Raw genomic sequence first — 15,743 nt, forward strand, 5'->3', positions numbered from 1 at the left:
GTCGTTTCCCGGCAAGTCCCTACGCTGTACAACGGTTTGCAACAGCGTCACGTTCTACGGTACCAATACTTACTAAACTAAGCAAAGAATCGATGGATAATTCACCGGATAGAAATTGCTCTTCGAGTTCACTGGGGAACGGATGCGGTGGCTCAAACTGACGGTGCTGGGGAGCACCATTCGCTGCCGAGCCGGCTCGATTGATGCCGTTTAGCCAAGTGACCACCTCTGCGCGATGATTTTCAACAAGGTACGTGGATAACGTCGCCACAGTGGGATAGTCGAACAGTATCGCCGCGCTCAGCTCGACGCCAAGGGCTTCGTTCAGCTGGTCAACCAAGCTCGCGCCGAGAATTGAGTCAAGGCCGTAATCAGAAAACGGCTGCTCGCTATCGATCTGCGCCGCGTCGAGTTGCAACGCACTAGCCAGCCCTTGTACCACCAGCGCGGCGACGGCTTCTTGGGAGGCACCATTTACCTGAGTAGTCACCACCGGATCAAGCGTGTGCGCTGACCCCAGGCCATTCGCAGACTCAACATCGCCACGCTGCCCGCCGGCCAGTCGGGCGCTTTCCGCTGGGTATTGGCCAAGCAGGTAGTCAACCAGAGTGTCCAGCGTCGGGTAATCGAAGAGCAATGCGGTATTGAGCTCTATCCCTAGCGCTTCACCTAAATCGCCGACAAAGCTGACGCCAAGAATGGAGTCGATGCCATAATCGGCAAACGGTTGATCGGCCATGATCCGCTCTGGCTCTAGCTGCAGCGTCTTGGCCAAGCCATTAAGCGCCACTACGGTCAGTGCCTCACGGCTGTTGCCGTTTCCGGCCCCGCCGACGCTGCGCTGCTGACCGGAGCGAGTCTGAAGTTCAGGACTGCTGTGCTCCTGCGCTGGGCGATTCGCTGAGGCCGCACACGCGTGACCATCGCTTTGAGCGACGATAATTTGCTGGCCGAGGCAATGGGCGCACTGCGCCGGAAAAGCAACGTCGCAGAACCCGGTTTCGCCCAGCACGCTGGCCCAGCTTTTTGGATAAAGCGCCGGCGTGCCAGGAATTCTCAACTCAGGGTCTTCGTACAGCCACCAGCCCTTGAGCAAACCAAAAGTGAGATGAGAGAACAGCGATATGTCGCTGATCTCGTTCATCACTAGGATCCCGCCGCGGCGCAATACCGCGTTGGCGTGACTTAGGGTACGGCGAATTCTGCCAGTGGCATGCAACACGTTGGCCGCGATCACAATATCGTAGTGACCTGGCGTCAGTCCCTGACCTTCCGGCGACTGCTCGACATTCCACAGTTGGTAAGTGAGGAAAGGATGGGCCGGACCATACGTTTTTTTGGCATACATCAAAAATGCCTTGGACATATCGGTGTAGCAGTATTCGGCGATATGCTCGCGCCAGGGCTGTAGCGCCGGTAACACGATTGACGTGGTGCCCCCGGTGCCAGCGCCAATCTCAAGGATGCGAATTCGGCATTGGGGATCCTTGGCCAGTAGCGCTTCGATGTGCTGTTGAACCACGCCAGCCACCACCTGATTGAAGTAGTCAGACAACGCATTGTTGCGATAGACCCCTTCGACCTTCTCCATCGATGACTTGGGGAAAATGACATCGGTTGCCTGGACTCGGCCACTGAGTATCGCCGGAAGCTGTTGCAAGCAGGCGTCAACCAGCTCAACCTGCGCCTTGCGCTGAGCAGAAGCCCTCAACTCGCCGCTGAGTTGACGCCAGCGTTCAGCCAGTTGTTGTTGCTGAGAAAACGCGCTGTCATTGGCGCAAATCTGCGCGCCACGGCGCAACACCAGACCATGCTGTTGCAGCAGATCGATACAGGTTGACCACCAGCGACTATAGTTGTCGCCAATGCCAGCCTGACGGCGCATCACTTCACTATCTTCGAAGCATCCCGGCTGTCCAAACAGTCCCATACGGCACAGCTGAACGAACGTCATGCCGGCCATCGCCTCGTCGAAAGGCATGGGGTCATGGGCAGCTAGCAACGGTGCAGCGGCAACGCGGTAGCGCTCAAAGCCATCAAGCGGCCCGTGATCACCGCCGTCTGCGAGCACGATGGGCTCCGGTTGCAACTGCATTAATTGCTGCACAGGTGCGGAAGCCGCCATGCAGATAACGTGATCGAGCTGGCCCCGACTCAGTGCCTGAACAAAGCGGGCGAAACATTCAAAGCCGTCGCGATCTTCCAATGCGCCGGCATGGCGGCTCATCGGTTGCGCCGACGGGTCAACCGCCTGTTGCTCCGTGAGCGACGAAAGCCAAAATCCCCAGTTGATTGCACCTACCGGAAAAGCAGCATGGTGCCGCAGGCTGCGTACTAGGCTGTCGCAGAACGTGATCCCGGCAGCATAAGCGCCCAATTTAGCTGCACCGGAGAAGGCAAAGCTCTGCCCCGACGAGAAGTAGCACATGAAATCTAATGGCTCATTGGCAAACGCCCGATAGAACTCAATGCCACCACGGCTTTTCACGTCCAAGATCTCGTGGAACTGCGCCTCTGGCATCCGGGTAAGGGCATCTTCATGATTGAAGACCACACCAGAGAAAATGGCTCCGTTGATTACGCTGTGGCGCTGCTTGATCTGCGCTACAGCGCGCTGCAACGATGCCAGATCGTTGGCGTCAGCCTGGAGGTACGCCAACTGCGCTGGATCGACCGCACGACCGACACGGCTCAAGCAGCGATCCAGTCGCCGTCGCACTTTGGGATCATCCGCCCCACTGCGCCCCAGCCAAATGACATTGGCTTGGTAGTCGGCAAGCAGGTAGCGACTGATGATCCCGCCCACTGTACCGCTACCGCCGAGGATCACGTAAACGCCACCGCGCTTGAGCGCCGGGGTGACAAACTCTGTGTTGGCTCGCATTGGCTGCTGGGCCTGCCAGGCCAAGCTGAAGATGCGGCGGCGATAGCGCTGGCCTGCGCGCAGGCACAACGCGTCACCACGCGCCAGCCCGCGCTCACTTTGCAACTGACGCACCCATTGCGACAGACACCGGCTATCGGCCAGCTCACGATGGTCAACATCGATATGACGCACCCGGAATCGATGCTCGCCCTGAGCAATGGCATAAGCCATGCCAGTCAGACCGCCGCCAAAGGCGTTGACGGGCTCACCGGCAACGTCAAAGTTGTTCTGGCTAATGATATAGCTGTCAATCGCTTGGCGACCGCCATGCTGCTTGAGCCACTTGATCAACCGGAGCAACAAGACCTCGTTATAGCGCGGGCTGTCGAGCAGCGTTTGCCAATCGGTTGGCTCGCCTGAGCCACCGATAAAATAAAAACAATCGATCGCTGGATAGCCACCGAGACAACAATCCAGTGCTTGCGGATCCGCCACATCCAACAACCAGTGATCAGTGGCCACCAAACGGGTGAGCTGTCCCGGCTCCACTCGGATGACCCTGCCGCCGCCGTCAACGAAATCCGCGTTGGCGAGGTACTGGCTCGCGATCGCTTCGGCAGCGACCGCGGCCGACGCACAGGCGACAATCAAGACGCAACGGTGCTCGCTGATCAGTGGCTGATCGTGTCGCCCATCGGCCTGCCAGCGCGATACATAGCTCAGTCGATCACAGACGGTTGACGCCACCGACGCAGCCGCCGTCTCCATCGTGTTTGCGGTCTGGGCCGGGACTTGGGTTATCTCGGCCACTTCGCGCTCGTCACTGGCGAAACGCGCACGGGCAGGAGACTCACTGTTGGGCAACCAGAAGGTCTCGCGGGCAAACGGGTAGACCGGCAAGCTAATCCGGTATGGCTGCGGGCCCGGGCGTTCAGCATGCAGCAGCGACCAGTCGATCGCCTCGCCGTCCACCCATAATTGCAGCAGTTTATCGAACTTACCGCTAGCCGCCCAGTGACGGATAACCGGTGCCCAATCCTCATCGGCTTGAGTAGCCATCCGTTCGCGCTTAACGTCGCCCACATAGATGCCGTCACCCGCCTGGCCGCCGCTGTCGATAAACTGCCGCAGCTTCATCGCTAGCGCGACGGGCGTCTCAGCCACCAGGCCAAGCCGCGTCGCCATCTTCTCCCGGCCGGTTTGCAGCGTATAGGCCAAGTTGGTCAAGTCAGCACCCGACATAGACGGCCGGGCTTCAACATAAGCCAGCAGCGCCTTGGCATAGTCGCGCAGACGCTCGCTGTCCCGGGCCGACAATAGAATCACCTCAGCGCCACGATGGTTTGGCAGCTCACGGTATTCGTTGTGCTCCTGCAGCAACACATGCGCATTCGCGCCGCCAGCGCCAAAGGACGAGACGCCGGCGATGCGCGGTCCTTCCGCTGCGGGCTGCCAGTCGCCCAACGCCTGTTGCAAATAAAACGGCGTGGCGTCCAATGTCAAGTTGGGATTCAGTTTGGCGGCATGCAGGCTCGGCGCAATCTGCTTGTGCTTGAGCTGAAGAATCACCTTGCTGACGCCGGCGATGCCAGCCGCGCCTTCTAAATGACCAATATTCGATTTCACCGAGCCCAGCGCGCAACGGCCCAGATCGACGCCGTCCATCGCAAAAGCTTGGCTCAGCCCGCTCACCTCGATCGGGTCGCCTAGCTCCGTGCCAGTGCCATGGGCCTCGATATAGCTAATCTGGCTTGCGTGCAGCCCAGCTTGCTCGATCGCCAGGCGAATCACTTTGGCTTGCGCTTGGGGATTGGGCACGGTGTAACCGTTGGTCTTACCACCATGGTTGACCGCCGTGGCACGGATGACAGCATGGATGTTGTCTCTATCCGCTAACGCCTGCGACAGGGGCTTCAACAACAGAGCGCCGACACCCTCGCCGGGTACGAAACCGTTACCGTCTGCTCCAAAGCTGCGACAGCGACCGTCTTTCGACAGCATTTGGCCGGCACATAACTCGACATAGTTGGACGGGTGCAAATAAAGGTTGACGCCGCCGACGAACGCCATTCGACACTCACCGCGACGCAGGCTTTCGCAGGCGCGGTGCAGCGCAGTTAAAGACGATGAACACATGGTATCCACCGGTTCGCTCGGCCCGTTTAAGCCCAGGATATAGGAGACTCGGTTGGCCGTCGAGCTAAACGAGGTGCGCGGGAATATTAGATGACCTTGTTCGCGCAACACCGGCCCATAGAGGCCGTATCCAGTTTTGGTGATCCCAGCGAAGACACCGACATTGCCTTGGTAATGTTCGACCAGATCCGCCTTGGTGATGCCAGCGTCTTCCAGCGCGTGCCAGCAGGATTGCAAGAACAACCGTTCTTGCGGGTCCATGTTGACCGCTTCACGAGGCGAGATATTGAAAAACAGCGGATCAAAATCGGCAAAGCCATCAACAAAGCCGCCCCACTTACTGTAACTACGGCCTTGCTTCAGCGCTTGCTGCACTGAGTCAACATAAAAATCTTGCAGCGACCAACGATTGGCTGGAATTTCGCTGATGCAGTCGCGTCCTTCCTTGAGGTTGCGCCAATACTCGTCGAGGTCAGCGGCTTGCGGATAGCGACCACTCATGCCGATCACCGCGATGGGCTCAACCGCAGCAGCCACCCGCAGCTCCGCAGTCGTTACCCTCCGTTCCACCACCGTTGTTTCCGGCTTGGCGGTCGCTGGTTCGCATGGGCTCGAAGCTTGACGCTGAACTTGCCCGCCGCTTGGCTCTTCGACCAAGCCGCTCCACAACAGGCAAGCGCGATGATGCCGCTCCACCAGGTAGCCGGTCAACTTGTCCAGACTGTGGTATTCAAAAAACAGCGTTTTCGACAGTTGACGTTCCGCCGGCTGCAGCGACGTCATCCGGGAGAACGCATCTTCCAGCGCCTTGTTGAGCCGGGTGATCATAATCGAGTCGATACCGTACTGTTCCAGCGGCGCATCAGACTCGACACGCGCGGGCGGCAGCTTGGTGACTTCACAAAACACGGCCTTAAGTCGCTCAAGCGTAGCGGCGGCCAGCCGCTCACGATCCACAGTAGCATCGGCCAATGTCACCGAGTCTTGCGCGCCGCTGCCAGCCGCAGCCAGCACCGCGGCCAACTCTTCAGCGCCTGACGCAGCGGTGAAATGACCGCGGATCTGCGACAGATCGCCTTCGATGATTAATAGCCGTTCCAGTGCGGCATTGAGTCCCAGCTGTAGTGCGTTGACGCCATGGACAGACTGCATCGGTGCCATCCCGGTCTTGCGGCGAATGTCTGCCCGATCGGCCGCGCTAATCTGCATGCCACCATCCCGCCACAGCGGGTAATTGATTGACATCGTATGGCCAAATCGCTGCCCCTGCTCCACCCATCTGTTGCGCAAGCTGGCAAAGTGGTCCATGAACGCATTGGCCGCGGCGTAGTCAGCCTGCCCCACACTGCCCAGCACAGCCGAGCACGAAGAAAACAAGACAAAAAAGTCCAGGTAAAGCCGACGGCAAGCTCGATCCAGCAGTTCGGTGCCGATGACCTTGGCGGCAAACACCTCGGCAATGTCCTGGGGAGACTTGCGTGCGAGTAGCCGATCCCTATTGACACCTGCGCTATGCAGCACGCCGTTCAAGCCGCCATGTTTGGCACAGATTTCATTGATCAACTGCTCAAGCGCTTCGGCATCGGTCAGATCGACCCGATAGTAGCTGACTTGGGCACCGGCGTCGCGCACTTGCTGCAGACGCGCCTGCTGCTGGTGGTCGAGAGTCGAGCGGCCGATCAAGATCAAAGTCGTCTCGCGGCACTGCGAAGCGATCGCGTTAGCGAAGATCAGCCCCAGACCACCCGCGCCGCCGGTAATCAGGTAGACGCCCCGATCTTTCCAGCCTGCCGTCGCGCCATGCCTGTTTATCGGTTGGCCCGCCGCAACATCATCAGCTAGCTCCTGCCATTGCAGCTCCAGACGGCCACCGTCAGCACTGCTTCGTTGCAGTACCGAACTGCCGCTACGGTGCGTTTCAGAGAGCATCGCCGTGAGCTCACTGATCTGTGATGCTGGCAATGGCTTGTCCGCTTCAACCTCGACCAACAGGCAACGCGCGCTGAGTGTGGGCTGTTCCAAGCAAGCCGTTTTCAGTAAGCCATCGAGGCCCGCGTAAAGCAAACTGTCCGGCGCGTGCTCGGCAATAGCCAGTTCAATGTGCACCCGGCCACTCAGCTTTTGTAGACGCAGTAACAGCGCAATCGCCAGCTCCTGGTAACGCGCTGCCGGCGTGCTCTTGGTAGAAGCCAGGACTTCACAGCTGAGCGCACTTGCTGCAGCGGTAGACAAGGATTGCCATTGCGCCACCTGTTCACTGCTGAACCCGACCAAAAACAGCAAGCCCTGGACAGCCCCATCATCAACGTTTTCGCCGACCGGCTCTTGCCAAACAGGCCGTGCAACGAACAAACCCGTAGCAGACTGCGGCAGGTCCTCACCCGTTGATTCACTCATTGCATTCGGCGCTTCAATAACGCTCTGCGCAGCGATGACCGACCGCGCAGTTTGATCGACCCAGTAACGCTCCTTAGCAAACTGGTAACTCGGCAGGTTCAGACGCATTGCCGATCCGGCCGGCCACCGCGTTGCCCAGTCGATCTCGGCTCCGCCGACCCATTCGGTGGCTAGTTGCCCAGCTTCGTCAGCCAACGCTACTAGCAAATCGCCGTTGGCCAGCCGTGCCAGTTGGGCTTGCAGCTGCGGAACATTGTCGGCCACCGCCGCCGCCCGCACTCGCATAGGCTCTCTAGCAGTCTGTAAGGTAAAGGCCATATTGACCAACAGCCCTTGCTGCGACGATGCGCTTTTGTCCAGCCAACGCGCCAGCGCCCGGGCATTGTCTTGCAAGCTTTCAGCGGTTTTGGCTGACAATGGAAAAATCCGGCTCACTGTCGGTGGCGCCGGACACCGGTCAACGGCTTGCCTCGGTGGGTAGTCACCGATGACCAGGTGGGCGTTGGTGCCACTATGGCCAAAAGCATTCAGCGCCGACAGCAGCCGTTCGCCGCCCATTGGCTGCCAGTCGATCGCTTGGCGGTTGATATAAAACGGCGAGCCCTCCAGTTCAATCAACGGGTTGAGCCGTTCGAAGCCGGGCATCGCCGGCAGCTTGCGATGCCGCATCGACAGTAGAATCTTGATTAAGCCGATTACCCCGGCACCCGCAGCCGCGTGGCCGAGGTTAGCTTTGGCGCTGCCCAACACACAATATTGTTGGGCAGCGGTGAACTGACGGAACGCGCGGATCAATGCGTTGGCTTCGACCGGATCACCGAGCCGGGTGCCGGTGCCATGGGCCTCAACATAGCTGATCTGCGATGGGTCGATCGCGAACTTACGATAGGTGTCGCGGATCAACTGCTCCTGGGCGTCACCGTTTGGCGCGGTAATACCGTTGCTGGCCCCGTCCTGGTTCACCGCCGACGCTTCAATGACACCATAGATGGGATCGCCGTCGGCCTCGGCATCCTCCAGCCTTTTTAACACCACCATGCCGACACCCTCGGAGATCACCGTGCCGTCGGCTGCCGCGTCGAATGCGTGACATTGGCCGCTGGGACTGAGCATGTCAATCGCCGACAGGCTAATCAATCCCCGCTGATCCAGCAGCGCGTACACCCCGCCGGCTAGCGCCATATTGCTTTCTGCGTGACGCAAGCTTTCGCAAGCCTGGTGGATCGCCACGGCAGACGAAGAGCAACCGGTGTTGACGACCATCGCCGGCCCTTTCAGGTCGAGGAAATAAGACAGTCGGGAAGCTACAATCGCCTCGGAGCCACCGGTAAAGGAGTCGTGGTGGTAACCGCCGGGCTCCGCGCCAACGTAGACGCTAATTGCACGACCCGCCAGCGTCATCGGGTTATAACCCGCGTCTTCGAGCGCCTTCCAGCTTTCCTGCATCACCAACCGCTGGTGCGGCGTCATCGACTCCGCTTCGTGAGGCGTGAGGTTGAAAAACAGGGGATCGAAGCAGTCACGGTTTTTCAGTATCCCTGCCCATTTGCAGTAACTCTTGCCTGGCTGCTTATCGGCACTGTAGGCACGGGGATCAAGATAATGCGCCGGCAGCTCTTGCACGCTATTGTGCCCGGCCAGCAAGTTATCCCACAGCTCATCGACATGATCCGCGCCAGGAAACTGTCCGGACATGCCGATCACCGCAATCCGTCCACTAGCGGCCGTGCTCGCCGACGAATGGACGCTCGGGGCTGCGTCGATAGTCGTTGGCCGATCCGCGCCGCCTAGCGCAACGGCCATGACTGGGCTCATCGTCGCTGCCGCGGCAGCGACTGCCGGCGGCTGTATCTTCGAGGTGCCGTTGGCTACGGCCACGGCAGAATGAGCCTCAATCGGTTCAGCCAGCGTCCGTTTGATTGGCTCGCCATACGTGTTTAACAAATAGTCCCGCAGCTTAGCCACCGTGGACTGTTCAAACAAGACCGCACTATTGAGCTTGATTCCCAGTTGATGACTCAAATGCTTGACAAAGCCCACCCCAAGGATCGAATCCACGCCATAGTCGGAAAACGGCGTGCGTAGCGCGATGCTCTGTGCGTCAGCCTTAAGCGTATTGGCCAAAGCATCGATGATCAATTGCTGCAGTTTACCGGCTATATCTTCGCATTGTCCGGCCTGGCTTGCATGGTGCTCGTTTAACATGGAGTCGTTGTTTTCCGGTTGGCGCGCCGACGTGGCTGGGGCGGGTTGTCCAATGTCTTGCAGGACTAATCCGTCACTATGGGCGGTGATGATTTGTTGGCCTAGCGTGACCCCGTGGTTGATCCGCAGACTGACCTGCGTGAAGCCCTCGCTGCACAGCAGCTCAGTCCAGCTGTCATCGGCCAATAACGGCGAGCCGGGGATCCGCAGTGGTTCATCTTCGTACAGCCACCAGCCGTCGAGAAGGCCGAAGGTCACAGTCGCTGCTGTGGTTTTGCGGTTCAGCTCGTTTAACGCCAGCAGACCACCACCGCGTAGCATCGCCTTGGCGTGGGCTAGCGTGCGGCGCATATTGGCTGTCGCATGCAGCACATTAGTGGCAATGACGATATCGTAACCGACAGAGGCAGGGTTGCTATCGTCAACAGCTTGGCTGATATCCAGAATTCGGGTCGTGAAGTAAGGATGGTCAGCCGCGAAACAGCGCTCGCCATGCTGCAAGAACGCGCGGGAAATATCGGTATAGCAATACTCACCGATGTGCCCAGCCAACGGCTGCAGCGCGGGCAGCAGCTTTGCAGTGGAGCCCCCCGTGCCAGCGCCGATTTCAAGGATACGCACCGGCCGCTGGGGATCCGCCTCGATCCGGCGGCGCACATCATCAGTCACCGCCGCCGCTAGTTGATCGTTGAAAAAATCTGACAGCGTATTTTGTTTGTAGATTCCTTCGACCTTGGCCATCGAACCGTCGGGGAATAGCAGATCCGTGGGCTGAATCTGCCCAATCAGAATGTGCGGTAGCTGTTGCAGGCAATCGTCGATCAAAGCCACCTGAGCGCGACGATCACGGTCTTCCAGGTAGCGATCACGCTGCTCCCGCCAAGCCGCCCAGATCGCTGCGCGGCGCTCTTGGGCAATATGTACTGCCAGGCCGAAGGTCTCGCCCTGCTGCTGTAGATAGCCATGCTCTACCAAGATCGCCAAGCATTCGTGCCACCAGCGACGATACCTGTCGCTGATCCCTGCCTGCCGTCGCCACGCTTCAGCGCTTTGCTGGCCTGATGCGGTGAAAATTCCGAGCGTCTGCAATTGAATCAACAGCAATACAGCGATCGACTGATCAAGCGTCCGAGGATCAAAGATGTGCTGCAGCCTGGCAAGCTCGGCGGGCTCCAGCTCGACGCACTGCGCGGGTTGCGCTGGCACGGCAAGTGGGTTCAGCTTGTACTGCCGCCCCTGCGGCACAGCCATCAACTGACGCACTGCCGTCGAAGCCTTGATACACAACAACCGGGGCAGCGAGCCGCCGGCCAAGTTAGCGACAAAGCGGCTGAAGCAGGCAAACCCTTCGTCATCGCCAAGCGCATCCATGTGTTGGCTGATCGCCTGCGGTTTCAGCGACGCGCGCCAGAACCCCCAGTTGATCACGCCGACCGGGAAAGCCGCCGCTGGGCGAATCGCGTCGGCAAAGGCATCGGCAAAGGTGATGCCGCACGCATAAGCTGACAATTTAGCCGCACCGGAGAACGCAAAACCCTGGCCGGAAGAGAAATAACAGAGGAAATCGAGTGGCTGCTCGGCAAACGCCTGATAAAAATGGATGCTGCCGCGGCTCTTAATTTCGAGAATTTGCCTAAATTGCGTTTCCGACGTCTGTTGGATGCTGTTTTCAAAGTCAAAGACCATGCCGGAGAACACGGCGCCATTGATCCGCCCATAGCGTTGTTTGATCTGCGCCACGGCCTGCTGCAACTGCGACAGATCCGTCGCGTCGGCCTGGATATAGTCAACCCGACCATGGAAAGGGGCCGCCGTCACACTTTGCTGTACCTCGCGGCTGTCAGCGGCCTTGCGCCCCAGCCAGACCACGCGCGCCTGATAATGCTCGATCAGCTGGCGACTCACCACCTGACCGATGACACCGCTGCCGCCCAGGATGACATAGACTCCTTGACGCTTTAGCGCTGATCGGCTGTCACCGCTCACTGGCAGAGCCAATGGCGTCAACTGTTGAACAAAACGCTCGCCTCGGCTGAGCTTGATCAGTTCTCCCCGCTCTGAAGCGGGTTCAGCCAAGATTTGCGCCAGCAACCGCTGCCGACTGTCTCGCGTGTCTAGTTCCACAGAGCGAATATCCAGGTTGCGAAGTTGCACCCGGTGATCACTCTGGGCCATCGCATAACCCAATCCGGCCATGCCCGCCCCCAGCGGATTGCCCCCTCGTTGCTCACCGGCAAAAGCGTAACGGTCCAGCGACAACAAGAAACAATCTACCCACGCGTCGGCGGCTATATGGTGCTGCAATGCCTTAAACAAGCTGAGCAGTGGCAATTCGTTGTGTTGCACACTGTCGGCTAGCATCAGCGGCGTGACGTCGCTCTTCGCTTGTGCGCCGATCACGATAATCTGCGCCACCTTGCCGACCGCCGCGAGGATCTGCGCAAAACCTTGCGGATCCTCGTAGCCACAACGCCAACGTCCCACCGCTAACTCGGCAGTCGCTCCCGTACCGCAGTCGATCTGCACCACCGTGCGGCTATCGCGATAATGATCAACCAGTGTCTCCAACAGCAGCCCGGTTGCCGCGCCGCGTGGCTCCACCGCCACGAGCACAATCGCCCCAGGGCCTGCCAACGTGGCCCGCTCGGCCGCCGCTTGCGGCTGCCAGCGCGGCAAATAACAGCAATCGGATAAATCGCTGTCGGCAAGCACTTCACCATCGAGCAACGGCAATGAATCTGCCCGCTGGACCTCGCCCCCGCCGTGACACGGGGCGGGGTGCGCCAGAGCGGGCATCCAGTAACTGTTTTTGGCGAACGGATAACCTGGTAAGTTCACCCGCATCGGCGGCCGACAAGCGCGATCAACATAGAGCCGATTCCAGTCAATTGCACCGCCACGCACCCACAACGCCGCCAATTCGGCCAACTCGCGTTGTTCCAACCAACGGTCGATTTGCTTTTGCGACTCAGCGTCGGACCCCTGCGCGTCGAGCGCCTCGTCAAACGGATCGACATGGCCGTGGAACACATCGTCGATAGGCTCGCCAGTGAGCCACCGTCCCAGACGGCGTTGCAGATCTGGAAGGGCATCAACGATGAGCGCTAGCCGCACGTTCATCGCTTCTCGCCCCACTTGTAGTGTATAGGCCAGATCGGCTATCTGAACCTGGTGACCGTCTTCACTGTCAAGGTAAGCCTGTAATCGGGACACCGACTCAGCTAGGCGCTGTTGATCGCGAGCCGATAACAGGATCAACCAGGGGCCGGCTGCGGCGGGTCGTTGGTCTACCGCACCACTATATTCCTCGACAATCAGTGACGCGTTAGCACCGCCAGCCCCAAAAGAGGAAATCGCCGCGATCCGCGTGTCACCGTTGGCTGTCCACGGCGTCAACTGTCGCTGCACGCGAAATGGCGTACCTTCAAAATGGATTTTGGGGTTGAGCTGCTCGGCGTGCAACGACGGCACCAGTTGGCGATGCTTGAATTGCAGCAGCACCTTGCTTAATCCGGCGATACCCGCTGCGCTTTCACAATGGCCGATATTGCTCTTGACTGAACCAATGGCACACCCCTGACTAGCCACGCCGTTGCGGTTGTCAAAAGCTCGACTCAAGCCGCTGATCTCAATCGGATCGCCCAGTGCGGTGCCGGTGCCATGGGCCTCGATATAACTAATTCGGCTGGCGTCGATTGCTGAGCGCGACAGCGCTTTTTCTAATACACGCTGTTGGGCGCCGGCGCTTGGCACGGTATAGCCATTGGTCTTGCCACCGGCGTTAATTGCGCTGCCACGAATCACCCCGTAGATCGGGTCGCCATCGGCAATCGCCTTGTCTAGCGGCTTGAGCACCACCGCGCCCACCCCTTCACTATCCACGAAGCCGTCGGCGTCACCGCCAAAGGCACTGCATCGTTCGCCTGGCGATAACATCATCATCTCGCACAGATTGACGTAGTGGTGCGGATTGACGATCAAGTTGACACCGCCTGCAATCGCCATCTCACAACTGCCGTTAGCCAGGCTTTCAAGCGCCAAATGAATCGCTGTCAGTGATGACGAACAGGCGCTATCGACGACAAAACTCGGTCCCTGTAGATTCAGTTGATAGGACACCCGATTGGCAATCGACCAATAGTTGCTCATCGGGTTATAGCTGCCGTTCATGACCCCGACAAACACCCCAACCTCACCCTGTTGGTACAACGTTGCCGGGTTGTAGCCTGCGTCTTCGATACTGTGGTAGGCCACTTCAAGGAAAAGTCGTTCTTGCGGATCCATCCGCTCAGCTTCGCGGCGGGAGATTCGGAAAAACGCCGAGTCAAACTGATCAATGCCCTTCAGGAAGCCACCCCAGCGAGTGTAGATGTGGTCGGCCTTTCCCTTCTCCGGATCAAAATAACGGCGCCAGTCCCAACGATCAGCCGGAATTTCGTCGATCGCGCAATGGCCACCGGCCAGGTTACGCCAAAATGCAGTCATCGACTCTGCGCCGGGATAACGACCATCGAGACCGATAATAGCGATCTTGTTTTTGCCGTCCTGCGCGGCCAATTCGACCGTCGCCGGGGCGTGATCACTCTCTGGCGTGCCATTGGTCTCCAACGCCGCCTGGGCATGGGTCTGCGGCACGAGCTGTACAACGGCTGCGGCTCCCTTGTTCGGTTCAACGCTGGACTGCCCCAACAAGGCTTTCAACTCGTCTTCTCGATGCTGAATAAAGTACTCAGTCAGCGCCGCCAAGGTCGGCATTTCAAAGAACAACGCACTGTCTATCGCTTCGAATTGCTCATTAAACGCATTGGTCAGCCTAACCACCAGAATCGAGTCTAGCCCGTAGTCCTCCAGCGGACGAGACAAACTCATTTTGTCTGCCGGAATCTTCAGCGTTGACGCCACCAATTCCCGAAGGTAGTCGCTCACCCGCCGCCGCCAACTACCCGATGCGATGCGATCCTGCGCCGGGTCGGAATCGTCATCACACTGGCTGGCGATGGACGGCCGCGCGCTCGGTCGCGCCGTCTTTGCGATAGGTTGGCGCACAATACCGTCACTCTGGGCAACGATGATTTGCTGGCCTAGACCGTGGGCCTGTTTGGCGGGAAACAAAACCGGGCTAAGTCCCTCCTGCTCCAGCACCGCCTGCCAACCAGCCGGCGACAATCCAGGGCACCCAGGAATACGCAATGCGCGATCCTGGTAGAGCCACCAACCTTCTAGCAGGCCGAAGCTCAAGTGGGTAAACAACGACGCTTCACTAATTTCGTTGAGCAACAACAATCCACCTTTGCGCAAAGCAGCCTTGGCGTTGCGCAAAGTCTGGCGGATCTCCGGCGTGGCATGCAGCACATTGGTCGCCACCACCAAATGATAATGATCTGTAGCGATCCCCTGCTCCAAGCAAGAACGGGAGACGTCGAACAGCCGGGTCTGTAAAAACGGGTTATCCCGGCCAAACTCATGAGCACCATGCTGTAGGAACGCATGGGACAGATCGGTATAGCAATATTCGTCGATATGCGCCCGCCATGGCGCCAGCGCAGCCAGCAACCCTGCCGTGGTACCGCCGGTGCCTGCACCAATCTCGAGGATCCGCAACGGCTCAGCATCTTTAGGACGACTTTCGATATAGGCTAACGCCGCTTCGATCAGGACTCGATTGAAGTAATCGGAGATCCTGTTGTGTTTGTATACCCCTTCCACCAGCGCCATCGAGCCATCAGGAAAAAGGACGCTAGTCGCCGACTTCTCACCAGTCAATACAGATGGCAGATCCTTCAGACAAGCGTCAAGCAACTGCGCCCTGGCTGCCAAGTCACTATCCTGACGCCAATTCGCTAGCCGCTCGTGCCATTGCTGCCATAACGAGTCAGGGTCGCCGACGTCAACACCCGCCACATACTTTAGGCTTTCGGCTAGCCAGAGGCCAAAGTAATCTGGCGTGGCGTTACCGTGCCGCGGCGCAAGGCGTTGCAAATCCTCGCTGCGATGTAGCCCCAACCTGTGCAACTGGGTCGCCAGTAGGCGGCACGCCAGCGCTTCGAGTTCACCGGCTAGCGTTGCTGTAGTCTGATTTACGTCTGTTAGCATGCTTCAATCCTGTGGTAACGCGTCTGCCGTCTCTTCATAGTTGCGA

General features: G+C 58.9%; 1 protein-coding gene. It reads right to left on the reverse strand.

Annotation, left to right across the window (positions count from 1 at the left end):
• Positions 1 to 19 precede the first annotated feature (19 nt).
• On the reverse strand, positions 20 to 15,697 hold the full coding sequence (locus KQH55_RS07135; protein ID WP_235090491.1) for an SDR family NAD(P)-dependent oxidoreductase: 15,678 nt from the start codon (positions 15,695 to 15,697) through the stop codon (positions 20 to 22).
• Between the last annotated feature and the right edge of the window lie 46 nt (positions 15,698 to 15,743).

Origin of the sequence: Mycetohabitans sp. B3, from assembly GCF_021498065.1 — a bacterium.
Taxonomy (GTDB): Bacteria; Pseudomonadota; Gammaproteobacteria; order Burkholderiales; family Burkholderiaceae; genus Mycetohabitans.